The following is a 25934-nucleotide window of genomic DNA, read 5'->3' as shown; positions in this document are numbered from 1 at the left end:
ACTTTATCTGTAGAAAATCTATGTGAAAAAAAGACTAGCCCTCCATTAGGTCTAGTCTTTTTCATGTTTGTAAGTAAGCTATTAAAAATGAGTTATTCTCTACTTGTTTCTTTTTTGAACTGCTGAACCTTACCATATGTCATAACTCGCCATAACCATTCAAATGGGCCAAACTGGAACTTCTTTAACCAAAGATAGCTGAAGACAACTTGCACACAATAGAAAATAACGGCATACAAGAGTCCTTCTACTAAGGATACTTGACCAAACAAACCGAAGCCATAAAATACAATGACACCGAAAAATGTTTGACATAAATAATTCGTAAGCGCCATTTGTCCAACATAACGGAATGGCTTTAATATACGCTGCCATGTCTCTTTTTCTAGCAGAAGTGCAATGGTCACAATATAAAATATTGATAGCGTAAAGCCGCTAAAATGAACGAAAAAATAGTTTCCTAGACTGTACATGAACGTAACTTCTTCATGCTGTGAATAGCCCCAGGCAATTGCTATTAGCGGAGGAACACTAATAATAAATGTAATCAGCTGAGTGATGCGAAGTTTCCGCTTCAACTCTGCTACTCTTCGAAACAAATTGATTTTTCCAGCAAATAAACCAACTAAAAACATCCCAAGGATATCAGGCAAAGTTAATGGAATATTCCATACCACTTCATTTAATTCATTAGGTATCCGCCATTTTACTAACTCCGTATATGATAGAGTGGTATAAGCTTCTATCGATTCTTTCCCTTGTGTTAATGTTTCCTCACGCATTGACTCTGTGAAATTCATGGAATCATCAAATTTTTCAGCGAAAGATGTCAATATTGCTGAAGCTCCCATAAGAAATTGGAACGAGATGATAAGGACTAAACCCCAAATAAGAGCCGTTTTTGCTTTGCGGCGATAAAATAATAATAAGAAGAAGCCCATAATCGCATATGTATGAAGAATGTCGCCCTGCCAAAGAAATACGAGATGCAAAATCCCAAATAGGAGCAAAGCCAACAATCTTCTCGAAAATAGGCGAAATACCTTTTCTCCCTTCGCTTCCGCTCTTGTCATAAAAATATAAAATCCGAGACCAAATAGAAACGAAAAAATCGTATAAAATTTAGTTTGGATGAACATATCAAACAACAGCCGAACTATTTTATCCGCTCCTGTATAAACCATAAATTCACTGCCATTAAACGACGGCATATTCACCAAAAATATCCCAAAAATAGCAAACCCTCTAATAACATCTAACGTAACAATTCGATTCTTTCCTAAAACAGATTCACTTGACATTATTTCTCTCCATTTCTCCTCTTTTGACAAACATATTATACCAAATTTCGGAATAAGTACATTAATTTGGGGTAAAATTACGCTCAAAGCGCCACGTTCTGTCGCTTTCGCCTGGCTAGAACCAATATTTACTTGCTAATGAATGAGCTTGCTTTCTTTTGCTTTTCTAACTAATTTTTCTGTTGAACGATTGACAATATTCTTTAACGTGAGGCCAAGTAAAAGCGTGGCTGCAACAAAACCAGACAAATATAGAAGGTCATGGCTGATGACATCCCATAGAATTCCTCCTACTGCTTCCCTCATTAAACTAATCCCATAAGTAAATGGAAGGAGCGGATAAATCATGTGAAAAAAAGGTGGTGTCACTTGTATTGGAAAAGTTCCTCCTGAGCCAGCAAGCTGTAATACAAGAAGCACGATTGCCAAGGCTTTTCCTACATTTCCAAAGACTGAGACAAGGGTATAAACAATTAACATGAAAATAGAACTTAGGAGCATGGCAAATAGGACAAACCATAATTTATCTACAACATACGTTTTTAAAAGAAACATATCACCTATTGTGATAAAAAATGATTGCAGTATTGCTAATGATAAGAAGATAAGAAATCGGCCTAAATAGATTTCAAAGCTTTTGTAGCTCCTCGTATTTTCATGAACTTCAACGGTAAGCAACGAAACTAAAAGCAAGGCTCCTACCCATAATGATAATGTAGTGAAAAACGGTGACATCGCAGAGCCATAATTCGGAATTGGAAATAGTTTATTTTCTATGAGTGTGACCGGCTCTGCAAAAAATTGCCCCTCTCTTTCTGCATTGTTTATCAACAGATCGATAAGCTGATTGAGGGTCCCTTCTTTTTCCAGCTTTCTTATAATACTTGCTAAACTCTTCATCTTCCCTTCTATTATAGGAAGTCTCTTTTGAATCGTATGAAGTTCCTTCGTTCCGATCGTCAATCCTTTTTTGGCATCCGTTACAATTTTCTGGACATCTGGCATATCATGATTTACATCCTGCAAAATCTTTAATGCATGATTCGTTGTTGATTTAACCACGCTAAATCCCTGTAGAATTCTAGGCATAATTTCGTCATCATAACGCTGGATTAGGTCCTCTAACAAAGCATCTGATGTTTTCGCCAACCGATCTAGCTCAGTCATTAACTCCTGTGATAGATCTTTACCCCGAGCTATACTATCTTTAGTATTGTTAAGTAATGACAATTGTTGCGTAAGATTCCTATTAAGCTTATTCAAGTTTTCCTTAACAAATGCAAGTTTATTTTCCCCTGCCAGTTGGTTTAGTCGATCAAAAAGTTCGGTCAAAATTTGAATATCACGAATTTCATTGGAAAGATGGTCCTGCGATCGATCAATTGCTGAGTTTAGAACGGTAGGGTCAATGTTTTTATCCATTATCATTGTATTTAACGTATTAATTGCACTTGATGTTTCCTTCATTAGCATCAGATTATTTTTAATTTGGGGGCCTGCGGTCGATGCGAATACATCCGATCCTTCATCTAACCAAATGCCTAATTGATTGACTATTCCTTGATACCTCTTCGTTTCTTCTGCAATCGTTATTAGATTTGACTGTGCTCTCGAAATTAAGTTGTCAGCTAACTTCATATCTTTAGCTAATACATTTACAACATCATTAATTTCAGGTATCATCCCCTCTATTTTAAGAATAAGGCTAGAAACCTCTTCAATTGTTGGTCTTTCCTTTTCTAGCTCAAGACCAATTTCATTGAAAATCTTAAATATCGTTCCATTTGCCGTTTCAATAAAATTTTTTCTAACCTGCTCCACAATTCCACTTGCACCTTTTGCCGTAATTTTTGGAGCAATTGCATTAATCTTTTCATTCACGGTATAAATGATCTTTGCTTTTTGCGGAGTGTCCGTTAAAAAACTTGATATGTTTTTCGAAAAATCAGCTGGAATTAATATGCTTGCATAATAGTCCCCGTGATTTACACCTCTCAATGCGTCTGCTTCATCTGTAAAAACCCAGCCAATGTTCTTGTTTTTCATTAAAGGTGAAATGATTTCATCCCCGATCTTCAATTTATTTCCTTTAAAAATAGCTTCTTTATCTTCATTCACTACAGCCACAGCTATGTTTCCTGTATTCCCATACGGATCCCATGAAGCTAAAATATTAAACCATGCATAAAGGGATGGTAGAAATACAAGCCCGAGTATAACAACAAGTGCCGTCCAATTCTTGGCAATATTTTTAATATCTGTTTGATAGATGTAGAAAATATTTTTCATCATGCACCTCTCCAACCATTACCCAATATCGTTAATATTCCCTTTTAAACGAACTTAACTCTTTGAATTTGGTGTGGAAGAGGAAAACATCAAGTCGTGGAGAATATCGTCTACCCTTGTAGCATTTCGAACGAACTTGTTTCAGTTTTGAATTTTTAACTATGTTATATATCACCTAATATTAACCAAATAAATGATACACTTGAATTGTTGTTAATATGATGAAAAGGGAGAGAGAAAAATGAGTTTTTCACAAAAAATAACGAGAGAGCAAGCAACTGAAATCATTTTACTCGCTAAAAAAGAAAAGGGACTAACGTTTGATGAAATCGCTGAGGTCGTTGGACGCCATCCTGTTTGGGTAGCTTCAGCCATTATGGGACAAGCAACAATGAATGCTGAAGAAGCAGATAAACTAGTGGAATTATTAGGTGTGGAGTCATCCGTTTCAGCTGCCTTGCAAGAGTTTCCATTAAAGGGCTCTTTAGATGAACGGGTTCCTGTTGATCCATTGATTTACCGTTTTCACGAGTTAACTCAAGTGTATGGGACAACCATTAAAGCCATCATTAATGAAAAGTTTGGAGATGGCATTATGAGTGCGATTGACTTTAAGATGGATATTGATAAAGAAGAGGACCCAGCAGGCGATCGCGTCGTTATTACACTGAACGGAAAGTTCCTCCCCTATAAAAAGTGGTAAATCAAGCATCATAAAGCTACAAAAAACAATTATAAAAAAAGAAGAAGCGTGTTAGCATTCATAAGCAGCTAGCCGTTTCTTCTTTTTAACCCGAACTATAAAGATTTGACAACGTAATCTTGCCCCCGACAGAGTTAGATATGTCACCAAGCATTTTCATCTCATTGTTATGAATTTTTCCAGCTTCCATTTTAATTCGACAGGTTATTTTCCTGAACAGGTATATCAACTTGAGCCGAATCACTATGTCCTGGACCAAACAGATTTAAGACAGCAACTCCTATGATAATGAGCCCTATCCCAATAATACTTCCCGCATTAATTTTCTCTTTCCATATTAAAATTGAAATGATAACCGTTGCGACCGTTCCTAAACCAGACCAAAGAGCATAAGCCACGTTTAATGGGATCGTTTTTAAAGACAATGAAAGTGAGAAAAAGGATAGGGTAAAAACAATTACGACACCTAAAGTAGGGACTAGCTTCGAAAAGCCCTCAGATGCTTTTAACAGTGACGTTCCTATAAGTTCAAATATGATTGCTAATGCTAAATATACATACGCCATTAGTTCTTCCCCTCTCTAGTCCAGCTAAGCAATTCTTTATAAATTTCATCCTTAAGCCCCTTTTCCAATGGTGCTAATCCAAATATTTCACCATACCATAAACCATCTGCTACAAGCCTTGCGATGGTTGAGCGCACTGGATTTAGACCATCATTTTCAATTTTCGTTTGCCAATCTTCATATTGTAATTGAAAGTCTTTCAATAGCTCAGGATTTGCAAATATGGCTGCCATAAGGGCAGAACTCATCTCAAAATCATCTTCCAGCTCATTAAATGTTGATTTCACATACGCTTTTGTCCACTTTCCATTTAGTTGCTCTTCCGTTTCAACTAATTTATTCATTTCACTTACATAATTAGCTGTCAGCTCGTCTACCATCCCTTTAATTAACGCTTCCTTCGATGGAAAATGATATAGTAATCCCCCTTTGCTAACCCCTGCTTTTTTTGCCACTGCCTCTAAAGTTAGTTTATGAACCCCTTCATTTTTTACAATCGTTGAAGCTGAAATAAGCAATTGCTTTCTTTTCGAAGTTTGATTTTCCATCGCTTTAGCTCCTTACCTTTATCTTTCTTTTTACTGTACCGTCTGGACGGTTTTATGTCAATTAAGATGAAAGAGGTAAACAAAAAAAATCCTCCGCTCTGAGCAAAAGATTTTAATTTTATTATTCCATAGCTATTAAGTTATCAATTTCCTTATTTTTTCAATTTCATTTTGCAATTGAATTCTTCGATTATGAATCTCCATTTCTTCCTGACGAAGTACTTCCAGATGATTAGTCAATTGATGATAGGCTTTATTCAAAAACTGTTTGTCCCCACATCCAAAGGCTTGCTTTAATTTAAATAATAATTGGATTTCTTTATTCAATCGATTGATGATTAGGCTATTTTCCAGTAGGCCACTGACCTGAGCTACTGGAGAAAATTTCTCAATTATCAGCCGAATATAATTGTTTATCAGCCAAATATTTATGTTTATCAGCCAATTCTAATTGTTTATCAGCCAATTCTAATTGTTTATCAGCCAATTCTAATTGTTTATCAGCCTACCTCGCCAATTTATCAGCGCACTCCCCTTCATTAGCCTTCATCGTCTATAGGAAGAATATAACTTCTATTTTTATTTTCCCCTTCGCTATCAATACAAATGATGGTAAGGATTTTTCTCGCAATAGACTCAGATTCAATTCCTAAAAAATCGCGACACTCAGCATTTGTAATTTTTTGTCCAAACAATAATGAATAATCATTAAGGGCATATAGATGTCCATTCATTGAGGTTGTCCAACAGATCGGACACCGCCAAATCCCACGTTCTCTTTTCATTGAATAAGACGAGCATTTTTCACAGTAAACCCCTTTAATAATATCCTTTTTACTTAGCTGATATGTTTCCAAAATGTTAGGATTATACGGCTCGTGAGTTTTTAATAGTCTTCTAGTCACAGTATTCAATTCTTTTTTCGTGAAGAGCGATTTATGGAATTTTTCTTCTAATTCTTCTATTTTAAATGGGAGTGCAGCTGAATGAATGACATTTCGTAGTAAATGGGGAGATTTTGAATTAGTTTGTATCGTTGAGGAGGGTGAGCTGATGATGACGAACGGAATGATCGGGGCTTGTGGCAGCTTATTTTGTTTAATCCAAGATTGTAATTGCCTTTGCTGTCGTCTAATTTGTAGTAACGGATCTGGGAATGTTTGATTTTCATTTTGATATGTTCTTATGAGTTGATGAAATTCTTGATCGAAGAATAAAGTGCCGACTATATTTTTTATTTCGAGGAGCAAATAGAATTTTAGCGAAATAATGAGGGTATCCATTTGAAAATAACGTAATTTATTATCTTTTAATCTCAAATCATGAAAAATGTAGTGATCTTTATCAGGTAAAAAAGATAATTGATAATCTAGTGCCACTTCACCACGAAATCCTGCTTCACTTTTAGCTAAATTTTCTGAGACCAATTGCCATTTAGGATGGTTAATGTGCAGCCTTTTCTTTAGAACGGCCAATTTTTTAAGCTGTATAGGCTTCTTTCTCGCTTTCTTTATCAAAATATCACTCCTTTTCCATTAGATTCATTCGCCATGAAGCAACGAATTCCTTTATTTTTGAATATTATCAGCGATATTTAATCATTTATCAGCGCGTTCTAATCATTTATCAGCCGAATATGCCCGTTTATCAGCCAACGCCTCCATAAATTGTAAAATAACAATGTTTCAGGCTCATAAAAGAGGATAGCAAAATACTATCCTCCGATTTAGCCAATATCTTGACCTGTCACAACAATATAACCGATTAAAAATATGTTCAAAATCACAATGACGACCGTACATAGCCATGCGGTAATTTTGATCGGTAACTTGTTAGCGAATTTCCCCATTTTTTTCTTATCACTTGTAAATAGCACTAAAGGGATGACGGCAAACGGGAGTTGAAGACTTAAAACAACTTGACTCCAGAGCAATAATTCACCAGTTCCTTTAGCGCCCGCAAGCCATGTTACGATGAACGCGGGAATAACTGCAAGCAATCGTGTAATTAAGCGACGAAGCCAAGGGGCAATTCGCAATTGGATAAAGCCTTCCATCACTATTTGCCCACTCATCGTTCCCGTAATGGTTGAATTTTGTCCTGAAGCAAGCAAAGCAACCGCAAATAATGTACTTGCAATTCCTACACCTAATGTTGGACTTAATAATTCATAGGCTGCTTCAAGTTCTGATACGTCTAGGTTTGTTCCATAAAAAGCAGCAGCTCCAAGAATTAAAATCCCAGCATTTATAAAAAAAGCTAATGTTAAAGAGATTGTAGAATCCAAGATAGAAAATTTTAGTGCCTCTTTTTTCCCTTCTATCGTCCTTTTATATTGTCTCGTTTGTACGATGGAAGAATGTAAATATAAATTATGCGGCATCACCGTTGCCCCTAAAATACCGAGAGAAATAAACAGCATATCCGGGTTTGTGACAATTTCCGTTCTTGGAATAAATCCACTGAACAATGCGGATATTTCTGGCTTTGAAATAATCACTTCAAATGCAAAAACAGCAAATATCGTTGCCATTAATACGATAACAATTGCTTCAATAATACGAAAGCCTTTCTTTTGTAAATAAAGCAATAGCAACACATCTAATGTAGTGATCGCAATTCCTACTAATAAAGGCAATCCGAATAATAAATTCAATGCGATTGCCGAACCGATAACCTCTGCTAAATCTGTTGCGATGATAGCAAGTTCCGTTAAAACCCATAGAATCATAGCTGTTTTCTTCCCAGTCGCATCCCTCGTTGCTTGAGCAAGATCTCTTCCCGTAACGATCCCAAGCTTTGCTGATAACGACTGAAGCAGCATCGCCACTAAATTCGCTACTAAGATAACAATTAACAATGTATAACCAAACCGTGCTCCTCCTGCAATAGATGTTGCCCAGTTTCCAGGATCAACATATCCAACTGCAACTAAAGAACCCGGGCCTGCAAAGGCAAAAAACTTACGCCAGAAGCCACCTTTATTCGGAATCTTAACCGTATTGTTTACTTCTTCTAAGCTCACACTCGCACTACGCTTTAACCAACCACGCTCTTCTGTCTCCTCATCTGACCGAGTAACCATGACTGTTCCTCCTAAAACCTTCCTTAATCTCAATTATTCTCGCTAACCTAATTTTTCATGTAAAATCATTTGTTTATTTTTTTAAATATATTAACACCATTTCTTGACTTCGTAAACATTTTTTGCACGAGACCAACTTTTTCAATATGATTGGAATAACTTGGCATTTGCCAAGCCCTTTCGGCGAATGCCTTAGCATTTCTTATGCGGTATTGTAAATGCTAACATTATTCGAACCTCTTCTTACTTTAGTACGTTAATAAACTTAAACTTTCCTACTAGCTAAAATTAATTTAGAAAAATTGAATCCTTTTTTTCATAAATAAAGTATATATTTATAAAAGGATAAACAGGAGGTCGTTATGGGTATCTTAACCAGGTTTAAAGATATTATGGCAAGTAATATTAACGCACTGTTAGATAAGGCTGAAAATCCAGAGAAAATGATCGATCAATACTTAAGAAATCTGAATTATGATTTAGGGAAAGTAAAATCCGAAACAGCTTCAATTATGGCCGAAGAACAAAGAGCCAAACGGACATTAGATGAATGCCAATCAGAAATTGAAAAAATGGGAAGCTACGCCATTAAAGCATTGGAAGCAGGCAATGAAGGCGATGCTAGAAAATTTTTAGAGAAGAAATCAACTTTAGCAACAAAAGAAACGGAATTACAACAAGCTTATGAACTCGCTTCTTCAAATACTGTTCAAATGAGACAAATGCATGATAAACTTGTCTCCGATATTAAAGAATTAGAATCGCGAAGAACAATGCTGAAAGGAAAAATGGCCGTAGCTCGAACACAAGAAAGAGTAAATAAAATCGGTTCCTCCCTTACAGGTGCTAGTCATTCTATGTCCGCTTTCGGAAGAATGGAAGAAAAGGTGAATAGAGCTTTAGATGAGGCCAATGCAATGGCAGAATTAAATACACCTCCCCAAGATGATATGAAAGACTTAACGGCTAAGTATGACAAGCGCTCAGATGTAGAGGATGAGCTTGCCGCACTTAAAGAGAAGATAAAAAATAAAGAGTAAAACGATTAGATAAAATGCATATCAACATTTTTAACATGCTTATGGGGCATCTTTTTAGTCGAAAAACTGACTAACAAGACTGCCCCTTCATAATGCCAAGACAGATTTGATTTGAAAAGAGAGGTGAATAAATCATGGTCATCCAATATAAATGCCCAAACTGCGGTGACGATATGGCTTTTAATAGTGATACAGGTAAATTATCCTGCCATAGCTGCGGAAGAGAAGACAATATTGAAGAATTTGCAGAAGACTTAATTTCTGCCACTTTTTCAGGGGATGAAGTACATGAATACCATTGTAATAACTGTGGCGGTATCATTATGACCGAAGCAGAAACAACGGCTACGACATGCAGCTTTTGCGGTGCAGGTGTCGTTTTAGGAGATCGCCTTTCCGGAGTAATGGCTCCGACAAAGGTCATTCCCTTTACAATTAGTAAAGACGAAGCAATGAGAAAATTTCGTTCTTGGTGTAAAAATGGCCTTTTTACCCCAAAGGGATTTATGACAGCTGATCGGATTAAAGGGATTACAGGCATCTATGTTCCTTTTTGGTTATATGATTTAAATAGTCAAATTCAAGTAGAAGCGAATTGTACGAAAGTAAGGACCTATACGAAAGGGGATTATATTTACACAGAAACAAATCATTATGATGTGTACCGAGATATTAATTTAAATTATGTAAAGGTTCCTGTCGATGCGTCTGAAAAAATGAATGATCAAATTATGGATAAACTAGAACCTTATCAATATAAAGATTTAAAAAGCTTTAAAACACCTTATCTTGCAGGTTATATAGCTGAAAAATATAATTATAATGATGAGGAGCTTTTCCCACGAGTTAAAGCTAAAATTAGTGATTTTATCGATTCATATATTCGTTCTACTATTTCAGGCTACACCACAGTTAGTTATCGCAACAAATTAATTGATACAAGAAAAATCCATGCTCATTATGTGTTGCTACCTGTTTGGATGGTTTACTATGATTATGACCATTCAGAGCATACATTTGCTATGAACGGACAAACAGGCAAGGTTGTTGGCAAGCCGCCAACTAGCTTTGGGAAAGTCGCGATGTGGTTTACGGGAATTGCTGGCACTTCGTTTGTTACACTAAAACTAATCTCCTTTTTCATGGGAGGTGGGTTTTGGTGAATTGGAAAAAAGGATTATTGCTCTTTTTTATTTTCCTACTCATTCTTCCTTTTGCCACAACTAAAGGAGAAGCAGCTACAAAAAATTCGAAGCGACTCGTTTATGACTTTGCTGGTCTTCTAAATAAAGAAGAAATCATCAAGCTTGAAGAGCTTGCTTATAAATATAGCGAGAAGAGACAGACCGACTTCATTATATTAACGACGAATGATACGAAAGGCAAAGACATTATCCCGTATATGGAAGACTTTTATGATGAAAATGCTTTAGGATATGATAAACCACATGGCAATACTGCGATTCTTACGCTTGATATGAAGGAGCGGGATGTATACTTAGCTGGTTTTTATAAAGGAAAAGAATATTTGGATGACGGACGGCTTGATCGTGTTCGAGATAAAATTACCCCAGACTTATCAAATGGAAACTATTATGATGCATTCAAAACTTTTATTATTACTTCTTATAAATATATGGGAATAAAGCCAGGAGTAAATCCTGACAACCCTATATTCAATCTATGGTTTCAAATTTTGGCTTCACTTGGATTCGCAGGAATCGTTGTCGGTATAATGGCCTATCACTCAGGCGGCAAAGTAACAATTACAGCTCGTACGTACCACGCAGCAGATACATCGGGAGTCCGACAAAGAAGAGACAACTTTATTAGAACAACCACTACACGCCGCAAAAAACCAACGAATAATAACAGTGGAGGCGGCGGCAGCAGAGGCGGCTTCGGCGGCGGAATATCAAGCGGCGGTCACTCCCATAGCGGCAGCAGAGGGAAATTTTAAGGGACAGATTCCTTGTCCTATTTAGTGCAAAATGAAATCTAAATTTATATTGGGAGGAATGAAGATAAATGGTCTTTTTTAAAAATCAATTTGCGAACGTTGTGGAATGGGAAGAATTCAGAGATGATATGATTTTTTGGAAGTGGAGCAATCGGGAGATAAAAAAAGGAAGTAAGTTAATTATTCGTTCTGGTCAAGATGCGGTCTTTTTTAATAACGGGAGAATTGAAGGGATTTTTGAGGATGAAGGTGATTATAATATTGAATCTGATATTATCCCGTTCCTATCAACGCTAAAAGGCTTTAAATTCGGATTCAACAGCGGCATGAGAGTAGAAGTTTTATTTGTAAATACGAAAGAGTTTATCGTCAAATGGGGTACGAAAAACGCGATAAATATCCCAACTCCACAGCTGCCAGGAGGCATGCCAGTTCGTGCGAATGGAACCTTTAATTTTAAAGTTAATGACTATATAGCTCTCATTGATAAAATTGCAGGCGTTAAAAACAGTTATCTCGTCGAGGATATAAAAATTCGGATTACTTCTGTTCTTGACCAGCTGCTCATGAAGTGGATTTCAAGAGAAGGTAAGGATATGTTTAACTTACAGGCGAATGCTTCTGATATTGCAAAAGGTATTCGTGAAGATCTTGATATGGAAATAATCGATAGCGGCATGACAATTACAGGCTTTCATATTAATAGCTTCAACTATCCAGAAGAAATTCAAAATATGATTACAAAAACGGCCTCCTATGAAATGATCGGTGATTTAAGCAAGTACCAGCAAGTCTCGATGACAGATGGGATAGCTTCAGGAAAAGTTAAAGGAGGTGGAGCAGCTTCTGATATGGCTGGCATGATGATGGGCATGAACATCGCAAATGAGATGATGAAAAATATGAATAAAAATCAAGAATCAAATACACAGTCAAACAATCCTGCTCAAGGTAATCAAAGACCGAACTTCTGCCCTAACTGTGGGACAAAGACTGAGGGAGCAAACTTCTGCTCGAATTGTGGGCATAAATTAGTCTAAAACCTTTCCTCTTAACAAAAATAGTCCAGCCCTACCTCTTCCAAAAGAAAAGGTAGGGACTGGATTAAATTTTTTCTTCTGTCATTTTTGATTTTCAGTAACTTTTTCAACAGCCTCAACATATTTCACATACCACTTTTTCCATTCAGCTTCTCGTGACTCCATTGTCCTCCCATCTAATAATTCACGAATAACGTCTAAACATACATGCCAGCCTGCCAAATCCTTAGGTGTATGATTCGTTATTTTATTGATTTTTTCACTAAAAACGAAGAGGCAGCCGTCTGCATTTGGAAATAATTCAAAGCGAACGATGTCTTCTGCCCATGTAAATTCCAAAATAGAATTCATTACTAGCTCAGTAATAACCATTTCTTCAAAAGTTCCATCCTGCATATCAAACGAAATGATTCCACCTTTTCGCAAATCCTCGACTCGGAGCTCGGAAAACCATTTCTTTAATTTCTCATTATCCGTCAACATCGACCAAACATTTTCAACCGAATGATTTAGAAGACGTTCAAATCGTGCAATATAACCAGTACCACTCTTTTGTATTGTTGCGAGCATGTTTATGTCTCCTTTCGTTTTTCAACCCTATTCTTTAATTTTATAACTGTAAAAAATCGAAGTAAAGCGAGGAGGGCTACTGTCGTTATCCTATTGCATCCAGCTGTTAAGATACTTTATAATAGCAAATATGATTTTAAAAACACGAACAATAAGGTGTAATATATGAAAAAATATACGCAAATTTTTCAAGGAACTGCTTTTTCCAGCAAGTCACCAAAAGAAGTCGAAATATTAAAAGATTGTCTTTTCTGTCTTAATGATAACGGAATGATTGAAAAGGTCATTGGTCCAAAAGATGCTGACTATGATGCATTACTAAATATGTATCAGAACGAAGAGAATTTTTATCGTTTAGCTGATGGTCAGTATTTTTTACCTGGTTTTGTCGATCTGCATGTTCACGCACCACAATGGGCTCAAGCTGGAACTGCATTAGACATTCCGCTCTATGATTGGTTAAATACGTACACGTTCCCAATTGAGTCGAAATTTGCCGATTTGGATTTTGCGAAAAATATCTATCAAGATGTTGTCAGCACCCTTCTTGCAAACGGAACAACGACAGCACTCTATTTTGCAACGATTCATAAAGAAGCTAGTTTATTACTAGCAGAAATATGTGCTGAAAAGGGACAGCGTGGATTAGTCGGCAAAGTAGTCATGGATAATCCTGAACAAAATCCGGAATATTATCGTGATGCTAATACTCAAACCGCCTTAGCGGATACGGAGGAGTTTATTTTAGCTGTTAAAGGCTTAGCCAAATCAACTAAACAAGGGGTTTATCCCGTCGTAACCCCACGCTTTATCCCAAGCTGTACGAATGAGGCTTTAAAAGGCTTAGGAGAGTTAGCGGCTAAGTATGATACATACGTCCAATCACATTGCAGTGAAAGTGATTGGGAGCATCATTATGTGCAAGATCGCTTTAATAAAAACGATGCATTTGCCTTACATGATTTTGGATTATTGCGGGATAAGTCTGTCATGGCGCATTGTAATTTCTTAAATGATGATGATGCAGATTTATTTGCACAAACAGGAACTGCTGTTAGTCATTGTCCCATCTCAAATGCTTATTTTGCCAATAGTGTCATTCCAATCGCTCATTTGCATGCAAAAGGAGTGGAAATTGGTTTAGGCTCAGACATTTCGGGCGGCTTTTCCCCTAGTCTTTTCGATAATGTAAGACAGGCTGTCATCTCATCTAGAATGTTAGAAGATGGTGTAAACACGGCTTTACCAGCGGAAGAACGCGGGGTGCCAAATTCACGCATTACAATCGATGAAGCCTTCTACCTTGCAACTGCTGGTGGAGGAGAAAGCTTAAGCCTACCAATTGGTCGTTTAACCGAAAACTATGCTTGGGATGTTCAAATTATCGATACGACAATAGCGTCTGCAAAGCTGCCCATTTATCATACAGATGAAGAATTACATGATATCTTCCAAAAGATCATGTATCTTGCTCGACCAGAAAACATTCGCGAAGTGTGGGTACAAGGCGAAAAAGTCCATACAAGAAATATTACACAATAATCGTCAGAGAAATGTCCTTCATTAGCACGATGAAGGACATTTTACTGCATTTTCCCCTGAGATTTGTCCTTCAGCAACACCTTGAAGGACATTTCGCTGCATTTACACTGGCATTTTGTCCTTCTTCACCACCTTGAAGGACATTTCAATGCATTTTCCACTGGAATTTGTCCTTCTTCACCACCTTGAAGGACACTTCACTGCATTTTCCATTGGGATTTGTCCTTTATTTTCTCGATAAATAATATACCTATTCATAGGCACTATCATTTCCTAAGATAATCCTGTAAGTTAAGTGCAAAGGGGGGAAAACAGTGAAGAAAGTATTGATAACAGGATTTGATCCATTTGGAAAGGATCAAGTTAATCCTGCTTTAGAGGCGATTAAACAAATAAATGAAAAGACGTTTGAGCATGTAAAAATCGTAACAGAGGAAATACCGACTGTTTTTCATGAATCATTAAAAGTAGCAATAAAATCCATTGAAGTACATCAACCAGATGTTGTTATTTGTATAGGCCAAGCTGGTGGACGAACGCAAATAACTCCCGAGCGCGTTGCAATTAACCTTGATGATGCACGAATTCCAGATAATCAACAAAATCAGCCAATTGATGAAGTGATTATTCCAGATGGACCTGTTGCCTATTGGTCAACATTGCCGATTAAGCGTATCGTTCATAATATGAAGGAAGCTGGCATTCCATCTGCTGTGTCTAATTCAGCTGGAACATTTGTGTGTAATCATCTCTTCTACGGAGTCATGAATTATTTAGCTAAAAATGCACCAACCGTCCGTGGGGGCTTTATTCACATTCCTTTTATTCCAGAACAAACGATTCATAATCAAGCACCTTCACTAAGTTTGGATATGATTGTGAAAGCACTTGAAATTGCAGCGATTACCGCAGCAAACGAGGGGGAAGACATTCGCGAAGTCGGAGGAACCATTTGCTAAGCTCCTTTCAAAAATGGTTGATTGAAGATGTTGAAAGAGAGTGGTTAGATTATTTCGTAAATGAAATACCTCCTTTAAATGAAAGCGAAAAAGGGAGATTACTATTTCCGTAGAGTAGAATAGACTCAAGCCCTTCAAATGAAAAGAAAGTGCCTTTCACATCTATGAAAGGCACTAGATACTTCTATTCCCGAGATAGCAACTATAAACTTTTTTCTTCACCTATTTTTAAAGATTCATGGAATTCCGCAACACTCTTGAAGATTGCATCAGGTTCAATCGAAAATTCCAATGATTGATAGTCAGGTAGCCATTGAACTCCTACGGTATAAACTTTCGCCTGCATACCTGCCTGGATATCAGCATCACTATCTCCTACAAATATGGCTTCATTCTTTTCAATTTGCAAAGTGGATAAAGCCTTGATTACCCCTTCAGGATGTGGCTTCGGATTGATTACATCATCACCCGTAACGATGACATCAAAAAGATTTTCCATTTGTAATACCTTCAATGAAATGTCTAAACTCCTTTTGGCTTTGCCTGTAACAATTCCTAATTTTACGCCGTTATTTTTCAAGTACGTGATTAGTTCATTAATGTCTTTATTAGGTTCAACTAGATTTTCGTGATTTTCCGAATATGCTTTATAAAATAATTCAATCGCTTGTTCCTTGTTTTGATTCAAAAGGTTCTCTCTAATAATCCCTGTTTCAGATGGCCCGAACATTGCCTTTATTTCGTCTGATGAAAGATCTTTATGATCAAATTCTTTAAAAACTTGATTAAATGCAAAATAACATACTGGCAACGTATTCGCTAAAGTCCCATCAAAATCGAAAATGATTGCTTTCATATTGAACACATCCTTTAGATAATTTTTTTAAGAGTATAATTAAAAACTAAAAATACAGTTCATAATATAATTATTAAAGAATATTCTATGATAGTTTTGCTATCTATAGAATTTTAAATAATATAATAATTTACTAAAAAAAGTGGCAACTGGATTTCCTCTAACAAACTCTGTTTTAATAATCTTGAATGTTGTTTCAGCCACTGGATTGTCATGTAGGAAGCCTTTCATGCTTAAGGATCGTTGAATATTAAACATTTCTAGGGGGTCGTCAAGCAGTTTATTTTTTAACTCGTTCCTCTGTCAGTATGATATATTTTTATTTTATGAAGATCAACCTTGAAAGATGCGTAGGCACGATAAACGAGGAAGGCATCTTTATTTGGGCCTGTGCTGTAGTCCATCTAATTGGTCTTGGTGATCCAGAGCAAAAGCTTATGAATGGGGAAATGCTCGAAAGAGTACTGGAGAATTTCAAATAGTCCACTCCTACACAAAACCCTTGACATCTCCTATTGGAAAAGCCAAGGGCCAAAAATTTATATGAACGATATGAATATTTACGTCATACTTAATTGAACCGCCGTGTACTGAACGGTATGCACGGTAGTATGAGAGGTCGGGTGTTAATCCCCCCTCCTACTCGATTCTACTTATTGTTGATTGTTTGTTACGATTGTCGTGCCTGTTTTGCCGATAATGGCATCTTTTGCTTTTTCTAATGAAGAAATAACGGCCTTTCTTCCCTTCTTCGATTGGACAAAGCGGATGGCAGATTGTACTTTCGGCAGCATACTACCTGGAGGGAATTGGCCTTCCTCTATCCATGCGTTTGCTTCATCAACGGTAATAACATCAAGCTCTTGCTGATTTGGCTTGCCAAAATTAATGGCAACCTTCTCAACAGCTGTTAAAATAAACAAATAATCCATATCAAGCTCATCAGCAATTTTTTCACTTGCTGAATCCTTATCAATAACCGCTTTTACTCCTGTAATAGCATCTCCTTCTTCCATTACAGGGATTCCACCACCACCGACAGTTACTACTACATAGCCTTGGTTCATTAATGCTCTGACAGAATCAGCTTCTACAATTTTCAAAGGGGTTGGGGAAGCGATAACTTGACGATACCCTCTCCCAGAGTCTTCAACCATTGGGATCCCATTCTCCTGCATCTGCTTCGCTTCCTTTTCGGAATAGAAAATTCCAATTGGCTTGGTTGGATTTTCAAATGCCGGATCATTTTTATCGACAATTACTTGAGTCACTAACGATACAACATTTTTATTTATTTGACGGTTGAGTAGCTCCTCACGAATGGCATTTTGTAAATGGTAGCCAATATAGCCTTGACTCATCGCAATACATTCAGTCATTGGTACGGATGGGATAGATGGATTTTCTTTTGAGGCAAGCTCTAATGCCATATTAATCATTCCCACCTGTGGACCATTTCCATGAGCAATCACCACATCATGACCTTGCTCAATAAGGTCTACAATAGGTTTTGCTGCTTCCTTTAAAAGCTCTAGCTGTTCTTTTGGTGAATTGCCTAATGCATTTCCTCCAAGCGCGATCATTATTTTACTCACCTTGGCCACTCTCCTGAACGTATAACTTTTCAAAGCTTAACAGTGCTTTCTCGAAACACGCCACTGGTGGATGAACAATACCAGCTCCAACCTGACCAACACCAGCTACTTTATGTGCCATTCCAGTATTAATGACTGGTAGAATTCCTGTTGCAATCACCTTACGAATATCAATACCAAACGCAGAACCTCTGAAGTCAAGTGGAGGAAGTGAATAATTTGAGTTTTCTCCTGCTGTGATTTCATACATTTGCGTGCTATATTCAATGGCATCTTCTACAACACCACCAACGAATTGAACAATCGCAGGTGCTCCTCCCATTGAGAAACCACCAATTCCCATCGTTTCTGTTATCGCACTATCACCTAAATCTGGCGCTGCATCATCCATTATAAAGCCTGGGAAAAGCAGTCCTTCAACATAATTTGCAGGTGCTGTAAACCATTCCTTCTCACCCATACCACTTACACGAATTCCGAACTCCACACCGTTACGAGCCATCGTTGTTACGATGGTAGAATGCTTCACGCCATGTCCAGCATCTAATGACACCTTACATGCAGGCATAGATAGATTTAAGAAATAGTGCTCATTTGCTTTAATAAAGCCGAGCACTTCTTTTAAGACAGGCTTTTCAATATCAGCTTCAAGGAAATAAGGTAAAATTTCACGAAGGAACAGGCTTGTCGCTGCTTTGTTACGGTTGTGACATTCATCTCCCATATGTAGCGCTTGAGAAATGATTGATTTTACGTCAATACCATTACTGTCCTTTAATGCTTTTTTCAAAGCAGGCATGTACGTCTTTTCAATCCACTTTAAACGGTCAATGACTTCATCAGAAAATGCACCGAATCGTAGTACTTTTCCTAGCCCCTCATTCACCGTACAGTAAGCTTTATTTCCATGGACAATATTTTCAATCACATGCACTGGCATCGATGGAGAAACAATTCCTGCCATTGGCCCTACTGCAGAATGTTCGTTACATGGAGAAAATTCTATTTCTCCAGATCCTGCTAGCTTTCTTGCAGTCTCTTCATCAGAAGCTAGTCCTTCATAAATAAGTGCTCCGATAACCGCTCCTTGCATGGGTCCACACATATTTTCCCATTTTACAGGAGGGCCTGCATGAAGGATTTTTTTAGGGTGCATGCCTGGTACAACATTTAGCGCATGATCGATATCCACTAAAATCGGATGGGCCTCTTTTATTTTTCGAATAGCCTCTTCGTTTGCTGCATCAATTGCTTCATTATCTGAAACTACATCTAAAGCTTTAACAAGATCTATTTTACCACCAGCTGGCGGCTGCCAATTCACCTGAACTGTTTCTACTCTTTGTAGTTCGAGATCATCTTTAAATTTGGATGTCCCGATATTGACTACTTTCAATGGTTGATTAAATAACTGACTCATTATTACCCTCCTTGTCTAAAAACATGGCTGCAAGAACAGTTGCTTCCTCGTTGCTCACTGTAACATAGACACCTAACTCAAGTAGTCGTTTTTCTTGCTCTGCATATACTTGTTTATCTTTTGAAGTCCCAAGAATATATGCTATAATTGGAAGATATCGATTGTCCTCTTCAGCTAATTTTTGAGCCTTTTTGATCGTGTCATATGTTTCACCCACTGGGTCTTCGTGTGATCCGTATCCAAGCTCAAAGTCTAAAAGTAAAACAGCTGTTTCTGGATCTGCAGCTTCCTGTAGAAGTCGGCTATTACGTAAAGAAGGCTCAATCATTGGGTGAGGCTTTCCAACCGTGAAGGCATCATCACCTAAATCAAGAAGAGTATTTCCGATGCTCATAGAAACATCTTTAAGTTTTTCTTCTTTCTTCTTGGCTACATTGCTTTTTAGTTCGTTTGTATATCTTCTCAAAATGGAAAGTGCTTCAGAGGTTAACGTTCCGCCACAGAATAAACCTCTTACATATTTTTGAGAAGATTGCATTTTAGCTTTTGCTTCATCTGCCCATGCTTGTAGCTTCTCACTTCCTTCATCCGGCAAGGTTAAGGATTTGTTTTCAAGCTTCACAGCAAGCTTAGCTGCTTCATGTAAGGTTGGGGCAAAAGCTGCACCTGTTTTTTCAACTTCTTCTGCATCGCCATCAATGAAACAAATAACAACTGGTTTTGTCGAATTCCTTACTTCAGCAAAAATCTTCTCCTGAACAGATAAAGCCGGCGGCTTAGAAATAAGTACGATGACATTTGTATTTTCATCCTCTTGAAGTGCTCTAAAGCCTTGAAGCATCATAATACCGCCAATTGTTTCATGAAGATCACGGCCACCTGTTCCAATCGCTTGTGAAATCCCTGATCCTAGACGATTAATTTGTACGGATACTTCTTGAAGCCCTGTTCCTGAAGCCCCAACTAAACCAATGCTTCCCTTCGCTACTTCATTTGCGAAGCATAGACCGGCTTGGTTAATAATAGCTGTCCCACAGTCAGGTCCCATAACGAATAAGTCGTTTTTTGCAGCATATTCCTTTAAAGATTTTTCCTCTTCAATAGAGACATTGTCGCTAAATAGCATAATATGCAAGCCTTGCTTTAGCGCCTGTTTTGCTTCACGAGCTGCGAATTCTCCAGGCACAGAAATAACAGCAACATTTGCATCAGGTATTTCATCAAGAGCAGATTTCAGTGTCTTTACATCTCTCCCTCCTTTTTTCTTACTTGTTTTCTTTGCATTTAGCTGTTCATCAATTGTTTGCAAAAGTTCTTCTAAAAGCTCATCCGATTCAGTTTTAACCGCAATGATTAAATCACTCTCTGAGCTATTTTTTGCTTCCTCTGTTAACATTCCAACATTTTCAAGAAGCTCCTTGTTCATGACCGTTGCCATGGAAACAATGGCTTCCTCAACACCTTCAAGCTGCTTCATTTTTCCTGATAAAGACATTAACGTGACTGAATCATAATATGAATTCTTCTTAATAATGACCTTGGATGTCATTTAATTCCCTCCTTCGTGTAGTTAACATCACCTCTAGAGCAAAACCAATCCCAGCGAGCATATCTGTACCTGAGGTTGAACCTAAAGAAAGGACCTTGCGCAATAGCTTTTTAATGATAGCTTCCTTTTCCGTATGTCGCTGGAGCAATTCGATGACGGCCTCATTTCCTTGACCATTCATCACTGCCTCAAGCATAAAATAGCTTATGTCAGTTGTTCGATCCTTCAAAAATCTCAACCATTCTTCTTTTTTCTCCATAAAAATCGTGATGATTGGATGATCAAACGCCATCAAAGTTAGAAGCCAGCCAGTAAGAAAATCATCTCCCGAGGGTGTTAAGCCAAGTCCGAGTCCGCCGAACTGTTTTGCAGCACCATAGACAGCTTCCCAATTTTCTTCATCTGTCAAGGAGCATAGTCTCTCAAACCTTTTAGCAATTTCACGCTCATGTGTATGAGTCATTGGGAGATTCTTTTTTTTCATAAAAGAAAGCCAAACCGTCCTAAACCCACCGTCTTTTCCTTCTTGTTCAATCACCAAGGTTATTTCCTGAATGATTTTTAGCAAAATAAGACGACTAAATGGAAAAGGAGAAAAGCGGTAAATGGAGCCATTCCATCTTTCCGCTTTCTCAAAATAAAGTTCCAACGTATCAACAATCACTAATCTATTATCGATTAAATAAATCGGTTTACTAGGATTTATAGATTCATCGAACCACAGAAAGTTTGACACTTCCCTAACTTTTATCATTTGCGGCGACATCATTACAGCCGCATTTCCAATTGAGAATAGCCGCTTCTGATCCACTGAAATGAAATTTATCACTTTCTCAAAGACACTGTGTACATATGCAATTATGGGAGGTTCATGTTGTTGATTGGTAAGCCAAATCGCTAAGCTTGTATCCATTTTCTCAGCGAAAAGCCTCTGTGCACACATTAGACTGTCTCTTCTTTTACTGGATCGCCATCCTCATTTTCATGAGAGCGATAGAAGTGAAGTCCAACAAGTCCAGCGAACATTACAAGATATCCAATGGTTACCTTCAATCCAACTCCAATACCAATTGCAACCCCGTGTATAATACCAAAGTAAGCAAGTATACCAGCAATTAACGTATAAACAGCTGCAAGCTTATAATTCTTATCAATGATATAAATGACGATTGTAGCTAGTAGCATTGATACTAATATATCCGCTGACCCTAATGTTTGCCATCCTAAGAATGGGATACCATTTTCAGCGAGGACGTCATAACCAACCTCTGCTGGAGTCGTGCCTATGGCCCCGAGTGCATTCTTAATTTGAGTAACAATATAACTTGCAATAAAGGGCATTAGGGCGATGATAAGAGCCGGAATATGCTTTGGCTTTGTTTCTCCAAAGGCCTGTGCTCCGATAACCATTGAAATATACACAAGAATCGGTAGCAACGCAACAAGTGGAATAATCTTTAACACAAGTGGCAGCAATCCTAGGAATGCTAAGATTATGACTCCTATACCTGTTGCCATTGAATATCCTACTCTTGCACCAGCTTTTTTCCAACCCGGATGACCAATGTAGATAATAGTTGGGTATACACTTCCTAATCCTGCTCCTAATAATGTCAAAAGACCTGGAATAAGCATTGTAATCGTTGTAGGATAATGATCCCCACCTGCTGAAGCACTCTCAATATTATCTAAGCTTTCTAAGAAGTCATAGATGGCAAGTGGAATAGCAGCAGCAAGGAAAGGTGAAATATAAGCAAATCCTTCAGCAATATGGCCAATCGCTACACTTGGAAATGCAACTGAGAAACCTTTAGCTGCTTCTCTCACTTCGTTCATATCCATAAAGCCTGTTGCCCAGGCGATAATCATCCCAATAATAATGGCCATTAATCCTGCCGGCATATTGAAAGGGAACTTCTTATGAGCTAACCAACCTGCGATAACGATAACAAGTGTGATTAAACCGATATATGGTGTTGAATACACTTCACCTATTGGGTTCATTGCAATATAAGTTAAGGCAATCCCTGCGAGCGAGCCAAGCATCGCTGAACGCGGGATATATTTTTGAATGAATGGCCCAATAAAGGCACCAATCGTCATAACAATTCCTTGAACGATGTTCCAAGCGATACCAACTGACCACGCGAGTGTCCAGTCCTTAGTCTGTGCATAGACAGGAAGCATAACGGCAAACGCAACAACGAAATAGTGCGGAACACTGATTCCGTATGGCATCGCTGTGACATCATTACGGTTTTCCTTTAAGGATTTTCTTCTTGCTTGAATAGCAAGGATAATACCACCTAGACCTACCGCAACAGCAGTCCCAGGAACGATGTGTCCATAAACAATATCTCCTGGCATTTGAATGGCAAATACTAGTAATCCAATCGCAGCCAAAAAATTGGTTAGAACGTTACTAAATAAACCAAAGAACCCGTTTAAGTCACCTTTTACAAACCAAGGTGTTCCAGCTTTTGCGTTCATTGTATTTCACTCCTTATTGGCTTACAGCACATCAAGTAAATTTTTAGATGGTGCTGTCCATCCAAAAATCCCGCCTTGTTGGTGAATCATGCGGATAGAATCTTCATGATCGCGAGGGTCAAATGCTGCTGCACAATCTTCTAATAGCAGGCACTCATACCCACGGTCATTTGCTTCACGTAGAGTTGTTTGAACACATACATGTGTTGTAACTCCTGCAATAAATAAATGTGTGACTCTTTTATTCTGTAAAATAAGTTCTAAATCTGTTTTGTAGAAAGCACCTTTTCCTGGCTTATCAATAATGATTTCGCCTTCAATTGGCTTTAGTTCATCCACAATATCATGGCCATATTCTCCACGAACTAGAATTCTTCCCATTGGCCCTTCATCACCGATTCCTGCACCTTGAATACGACCTCTGTTCAGCTTTGTTGGAGGGCAGTCAGATAGGTCTGGACGGTGACCTTCACGAGTATGAATAACCGTTAATCCTGCCTCACGCGCTTTCCCAAGTACCGTTTGTAGCTGTGGGATAATAGCACGAGTTAAAGAAATATCATTGCCTAGCTTTTCTCCGAATCCTCCTGGAGCACAAAAGTCACGTTGCATATCGATAATGACCAATGCTGTTGTCTCTGGATTAAACTCAAAATTATAAGGCTTTGCCTCAACGGATAGTGTGTTACTCATGTTTTATTCCTCCTAGTAATTGTCGCTTAGTATTTATGTGTAACATCATAAAGATGATACTAATGAGAAAATAACCTAGTGCCATTTCACTACCAGCAGCCCAGCTAACAGCTTCATTGTGGATAATACCAAAAAACGAAAGGACCGCTGAAATAATAGTTGTTATACCTGCATTCATGAATTTTCTATCGATGATGAAGACAAGAATGCTTGCCCATATCATTCCAACAATAATTGCTCCGGCACCTAGACTGACCATACCGGGATAATTCAATCCTGCTTTGACGATAGAATCAAAGCCAAGTTCATGAGCTGTTGTTCCAGCAGCATTTAAGCCATTATCTACAATTCCTTGTCCCCAGTTGGCGATCCACGGAATCATCGCTAATATAATGGCTGGTGCATATTTTTTATCTGTCGATTGAAAGGCTTGTGCTCCTATTACTAACCCTATATAGATAAGGATTGGGACAATAGCAACTAACGGAATAACGGTGTATAAGAGAGACGTGATCCCAAAAAAGGTAAGTAGCAAAATAGTGACACCAGTCATCCATGAGTACCCTATTCTCGCACCAGCCTCTTTCCAACCTGCATGTCCGATGTAGACTGCAATCGGAAAAGGACTTCCAAATAAGCTTGCAGTAATCGTGGATGTTGCATCCAACACAAGTGCTTGGCGAGTATTATAATGATCACCCGCCACCGATGCACTTTCGAGATTATCAATTGTTTCCATAAAATTATAGATTCCTAATGGAACTGCTGATGCAAGGAATGGTAGAGCTACATGAAATCCATCTACAATTCTACTAATAGAGAAGGTAGGATAGGATAGTTTCACCTGCTCAAGAGACTCCCCAACAAGCTTTATATCCATATAGCCAGTTGTCCAGCCAATAATCGTACCAATTAACATCGCTACAAGTCCAATCGGTAAATGGAATGGAGCTTTTACCTTTCCAAACCATCCCAGTAGGATGATGACAAAGGAAACAAATCCTATATAAGGCACTTCCCAAGTATTCATTGCTGGTGTCATTACGATGAATGTTAACGATACACCAGTCAAAGTTCCAAGCATCGCAGGTCTTGGAAGAATATCTCTAAGTTTCGGACCGATAATCGAACCACTCATAGCAATTAACCCGTTAATCAAACACCATGTAAGACCAGTGATCCAGGCTAAATGTGGATCTCCTGTCTTCCAATAAACAGGTCCCATAATAAGAAACACAATTAGAAACATATGGGGTACACTTACTCCGGTTGGCAAAGCCGTTACATCGAGCCGATTTTCTTTCTGTGCCAACCTGTACGCCATATACGTATAGAATAAACTGCTTAGGAAAATAGAGAGACCGACAGCTGGAATGATCCTTCCATATACTAGTGTTGCTGGTAAGCCAATTGATAAATTCAACAATCCTCCCATAACAAGGAGATTTGTTAAGTTATTAGTGAAAAGGCCAAAAAAGCCATCTATATCACCTTTTGTCCATAACTTTACTTGTGGTTGCAGCATCGCTATCCCTCACTTTTTTTCACTCGGATCAGTGAGCTCATTTTCTAACATTATTATCCGGATAATGTACTTGCTCGATGCACACTTATCGTATCATCGTTGAATGAACGAATCATTGTCACAACTCGCTAAAAAAAAGAGTTATGATTAGTAAAACTTCATAATACGAGAGCAAAAAGTCGATTAAATCAACCTTTAAAGCG

General features: G+C 37.9%; 23 protein-coding genes. 7 read left to right on the top strand and 16 right to left on the bottom strand.

Features of this window, described 5'->3' with window-relative positions; all coding sequences use genetic code 11:
- Window positions 1–92: 92 nt before the first annotated feature.
- Both KDN24_RS02405 and KDN24_RS02400 read right to left on the bottom strand, forming a co-directional pair.
- Window positions 93–1301: a DUF418 domain-containing protein gene (locus KDN24_RS02405; protein WP_409975104.1), complete on the bottom strand. Its 1209-nt coding sequence runs from the start codon at window positions 1299–1301 to the stop codon at window positions 93–95.
- A 135-nt stretch (window positions 1302–1436) separates the two neighbouring features.
- Window positions 1437–3593, bottom strand: coding sequence for a YhgE/Pip domain-containing protein (locus KDN24_RS02400; RefSeq protein ID WP_491348279.1), 2157 nt, complete (start codon window positions 3591–3593; stop codon window positions 1437–1439).
- Window positions 3594–3831: 238 nt separating this feature from the next.
- Between KDN24_RS02400 and cynS the strand changes: the two genes are divergently transcribed.
- Window positions 3832–4293 (top strand): cyanase, encoded by a 462-nt coding sequence (cynS, locus tag KDN24_RS02395; RefSeq protein WP_409975102.1) that lies wholly within the window; start codon window positions 3832–3834, stop codon window positions 4291–4293.
- A gap of 191 nt (window positions 4294–4484) precedes the next feature.
- On the opposite strand, the gene KDN24_RS02390 is transcribed toward cynS, so the two are convergent.
- The 5 genes from KDN24_RS02390 to KDN24_RS02370 form a co-directional block, all read right to left on the bottom strand.
- Entirely contained in the window at window positions 4485–4859 is a 375-nt protein-coding gene (locus tag KDN24_RS02390) for a DMT family transporter (RefSeq protein WP_409975101.1), read from the bottom strand.
- On the bottom strand, window positions 4859–5407 hold the full coding sequence (locus KDN24_RS02385) for a TetR/AcrR family transcriptional regulator (protein ID WP_409975100.1): 549 nt from the start codon (window positions 5405–5407) through the stop codon (window positions 4859–4861). The genes KDN24_RS02390 and KDN24_RS02385 overlap by 1 nt, the downstream gene beginning before the upstream one ends.
- Before the next feature lie 135 nt (window positions 5408–5542).
- Window positions 5543–5668 carry a hypothetical protein gene (locus tag KDN24_RS02380; RefSeq protein WP_409975099.1) on the bottom strand — a complete coding sequence of 42 codons (126 nt, stop codon included), beginning with the start codon at window positions 5666–5668 and terminating at the stop codon, window positions 5543–5545.
- Between the two features lie 278 nt (window positions 5669–5946).
- Window positions 5947–6924 (bottom strand): nuclease-related domain-containing protein, encoded by a 978-nt coding sequence (locus KDN24_RS02375; protein ID WP_409975098.1) that lies wholly within the window; start codon window positions 6922–6924, stop codon window positions 5947–5949.
- A gap of 209 nt (window positions 6925–7133) precedes the next feature.
- The gene (locus tag KDN24_RS02370) at window positions 7134–8492 is read right to left on the bottom strand and encodes an Nramp family divalent metal transporter (protein ID WP_409975097.1); all 1359 of its coding nucleotides are present in this window, start codon (window positions 8490–8492) and stop codon (window positions 7134–7136) included.
- Window positions 8493–8854: 362 nt separating this feature from the next.
- Here KDN24_RS02370 and KDN24_RS02365 point away from each other — a divergent pair, with 362 nt between their 5' ends.
- From KDN24_RS02365 to KDN24_RS02350, 4 genes are all read left to right on the top strand, one after another.
- Window positions 8855–9532 (top strand): PspA/IM30 family protein, encoded by a 678-nt coding sequence (locus tag KDN24_RS02365; protein ID WP_409975096.1) that lies wholly within the window; start codon window positions 8855–8857, stop codon window positions 9530–9532.
- Between the two features lie 134 nt (window positions 9533–9666).
- Window positions 9667–10695 (top strand): TFIIB-type zinc ribbon-containing protein, encoded by a 1029-nt coding sequence (locus KDN24_RS02360; protein WP_409975095.1) that lies wholly within the window; start codon window positions 9667–9669, stop codon window positions 10693–10695.
- Window positions 10692–11492 carry a TPM domain-containing protein gene (locus KDN24_RS02355; RefSeq protein WP_409975094.1) on the top strand — a complete coding sequence of 267 codons (801 nt, stop codon included), beginning with the start codon at window positions 10692–10694 and terminating at the stop codon, window positions 11490–11492. Before KDN24_RS02360 ends, KDN24_RS02355 begins: the two co-directional genes overlap by 4 nt.
- A gap of 68 nt (window positions 11493–11560) precedes the next feature.
- Window positions 11561–12532, top strand: a complete 972-nt coding sequence (locus tag KDN24_RS02350) for an SPFH domain-containing protein (RefSeq protein WP_409975093.1) — start codon at window positions 11561–11563, stop codon at window positions 12530–12532.
- Window positions 12533–12613: 81 nt separating this feature from the next.
- Here the strand turns inward: KDN24_RS02350 and KDN24_RS02345 are convergent, their stop codons facing one another.
- On the bottom strand, window positions 12614–13102 hold the full coding sequence (locus tag KDN24_RS02345) for an SRPBCC family protein (RefSeq protein WP_409975092.1): 489 nt from the start codon (window positions 13100–13102) through the stop codon (window positions 12614–12616).
- Window positions 13103–13267: 165 nt separating this feature from the next.
- Between KDN24_RS02345 and guaD the strand changes: the two genes are divergently transcribed.
- On the top strand, window positions 13268–14644 hold the full coding sequence (gene guaD / locus KDN24_RS02340; RefSeq protein WP_409975091.1) for a guanine deaminase: 1377 nt from the start codon (window positions 13268–13270) through the stop codon (window positions 14642–14644).
- Window positions 14645–14958: 314 nt separating this feature from the next.
- Window positions 14959–15603, top strand: a complete 645-nt coding sequence (gene pcp, locus KDN24_RS02335) for a pyroglutamyl-peptidase I (protein WP_409975090.1) — start codon at window positions 14959–14961, stop codon at window positions 15601–15603.
- A gap of 202 nt (window positions 15604–15805) precedes the next feature.
- Here the strand turns inward: pcp and KDN24_RS02330 are convergent, their stop codons facing one another.
- The 8 genes from KDN24_RS02330 to KDN24_RS02295 form a co-directional block, all read right to left on the bottom strand.
- Window positions 15806–16459, bottom strand: a complete 654-nt coding sequence (locus KDN24_RS02330) for an HAD family hydrolase (protein WP_409975089.1) — start codon at window positions 16457–16459, stop codon at window positions 15806–15808.
- Window positions 16460–17112: 653 nt separating this feature from the next.
- Window positions 17113–18054 carry a carbamate kinase gene (gene arcC / locus KDN24_RS02325; protein WP_409975088.1) on the bottom strand — a complete coding sequence of 314 codons (942 nt, stop codon included), beginning with the start codon at window positions 18052–18054 and terminating at the stop codon, window positions 17113–17115.
- Window positions 18047–19474 carry a YlbE family protein gene (locus KDN24_RS02320; RefSeq protein WP_409975087.1) on the bottom strand — a complete coding sequence of 476 codons (1428 nt, stop codon included), beginning with the start codon at window positions 19472–19474 and terminating at the stop codon, window positions 18047–18049. Before KDN24_RS02320 ends, arcC begins: the two co-directional genes overlap by 8 nt.
- Window positions 19458–21023, bottom strand: a complete 1566-nt coding sequence (gene fdrA, locus KDN24_RS02315; protein ID WP_409975086.1) for an acyl-CoA synthetase FdrA — start codon at window positions 21021–21023, stop codon at window positions 19458–19460. Before fdrA ends, KDN24_RS02320 begins: the two co-directional genes overlap by 17 nt.
- Window positions 21001–21966, bottom strand: a complete 966-nt coding sequence (locus tag KDN24_RS02310; RefSeq protein WP_409975085.1) for an oxamate carbamoyltransferase subunit AllH family protein — start codon at window positions 21964–21966, stop codon at window positions 21001–21003. The genes fdrA and KDN24_RS02310 overlap by 23 nt, the downstream gene beginning before the upstream one ends.
- Window positions 21966–23513 (bottom strand): xanthine permease, encoded by a 1548-nt coding sequence (locus KDN24_RS02305; RefSeq protein WP_409975084.1) that lies wholly within the window; start codon window positions 23511–23513, stop codon window positions 21966–21968. The genes KDN24_RS02310 and KDN24_RS02305 overlap by 1 nt, the downstream gene beginning before the upstream one ends.
- 21 nt (window positions 23514–23534) lie before the next feature.
- A complete protein-coding gene (locus KDN24_RS02300) occupies window positions 23535–24206 on the bottom strand; it encodes a cysteine hydrolase family protein (protein ID WP_409975083.1) in 672 nt (223 codons plus the stop codon).
- Entirely contained in the window at window positions 24199–25731 is a 1533-nt protein-coding gene (locus KDN24_RS02295; protein WP_409975082.1) for a xanthine permease, read from the bottom strand. The genes KDN24_RS02300 and KDN24_RS02295 overlap by 8 nt, the downstream gene beginning before the upstream one ends.
- Window positions 25732–25934 lie beyond the last annotated feature (203 nt).

The organism is Cytobacillus sp. Bva_UNVM-123 (genome assembly GCF_046351715.2).
GTDB lineage: Bacteria > Bacillota > Bacilli > Bacillales > Cytobacillaceae > Cytobacillus.
This window is presented reverse-complemented; position numbering and strand designations above follow the sequence as displayed.

Excerpts from the sequence above, each read along its gene's own strand:
- guaD (WP_409975091.1), top strand. The coding sequence starts at position 13,268 with ATGAAAAAATATACGCAAATTTTTCAAGGAACTGCTTTTTCCAGCAAG.
- KDN24_RS02295 (WP_409975082.1), bottom strand. The coding sequence starts at position 25,731 with ATGCTGCAACCACAAGTAAAGTTATGGACAAAAGGTGATATAGATGGC.
- KDN24_RS02330 (WP_409975089.1), bottom strand. The coding sequence starts at position 16,459 with ATGAAAGCAATCATTTTCGATTTTGATGGGACTTTAGCGAATACGTTG.
- KDN24_RS02370 (WP_409975097.1), bottom strand. The coding sequence starts at position 8,492 with ATGGTTACTCGGTCAGATGAGGAGACAGAAGAGCGTGGTTGGTTAAAG.
- KDN24_RS02300 (WP_409975083.1), bottom strand. The coding sequence starts at position 24,206 with ATGAGTAACACACTATCCGTTGAGGCAAAGCCTTATAATTTTGAGTTT.
- KDN24_RS02385 (WP_409975100.1), bottom strand. The coding sequence starts at position 5,407 with ATGGAAAATCAAACTTCGAAAAGAAAGCAATTGCTTATTTCAGCTTCA.
- KDN24_RS02400 (WP_491348279.1), bottom strand. The coding sequence starts at position 3,593 with ATGATGAAAAATATTTTCTACATCTATCAAACAGATATTAAAAATATT.
- fdrA (WP_409975086.1), bottom strand. The coding sequence starts at position 21,023 with ATGACATCCAAGGTCATTATTAAGAAGAATTCATATTATGATTCAGTC.
- KDN24_RS02405 (WP_409975104.1), bottom strand. The coding sequence starts at position 1,301 with ATGTCAAGTGAATCTGTTTTAGGAAAGAATCGAATTGTTACGTTAGAT.
- KDN24_RS02320 (WP_409975087.1), bottom strand. The coding sequence starts at position 19,474 with ATGAGTCAGTTATTTAATCAACCATTGAAAGTAGTCAATATCGGGACA.
- KDN24_RS02345 (WP_409975092.1), bottom strand. The coding sequence starts at position 13,102 with ATGCTCGCAACAATACAAAAGAGTGGTACTGGTTATATTGCACGATTT.
- KDN24_RS02310 (WP_409975085.1), bottom strand. The coding sequence starts at position 21,966 with ATGTGTGCACAGAGGCTTTTCGCTGAGAAAATGGATACAAGCTTAGCG.
- KDN24_RS02390 (WP_409975101.1), bottom strand. The coding sequence starts at position 4,859 with ATGGCGTATGTATATTTAGCATTAGCAATCATATTTGAACTTATAGGA.
- cynS (WP_409975102.1), top strand. The coding sequence starts at position 3,832 with ATGAGTTTTTCACAAAAAATAACGAGAGAGCAAGCAACTGAAATCATT.
- KDN24_RS02305 (WP_409975084.1), bottom strand. The coding sequence starts at position 23,513 with ATGAACGCAAAAGCTGGAACACCTTGGTTTGTAAAAGGTGACTTAAAC.
- KDN24_RS02360 (WP_409975095.1), top strand. The coding sequence starts at position 9,667 with ATGGTCATCCAATATAAATGCCCAAACTGCGGTGACGATATGGCTTTT.
- KDN24_RS02350 (WP_409975093.1), top strand. The coding sequence starts at position 11,561 with ATGGTCTTTTTTAAAAATCAATTTGCGAACGTTGTGGAATGGGAAGAA.
- KDN24_RS02365 (WP_409975096.1), top strand. The coding sequence starts at position 8,855 with ATGGGTATCTTAACCAGGTTTAAAGATATTATGGCAAGTAATATTAAC.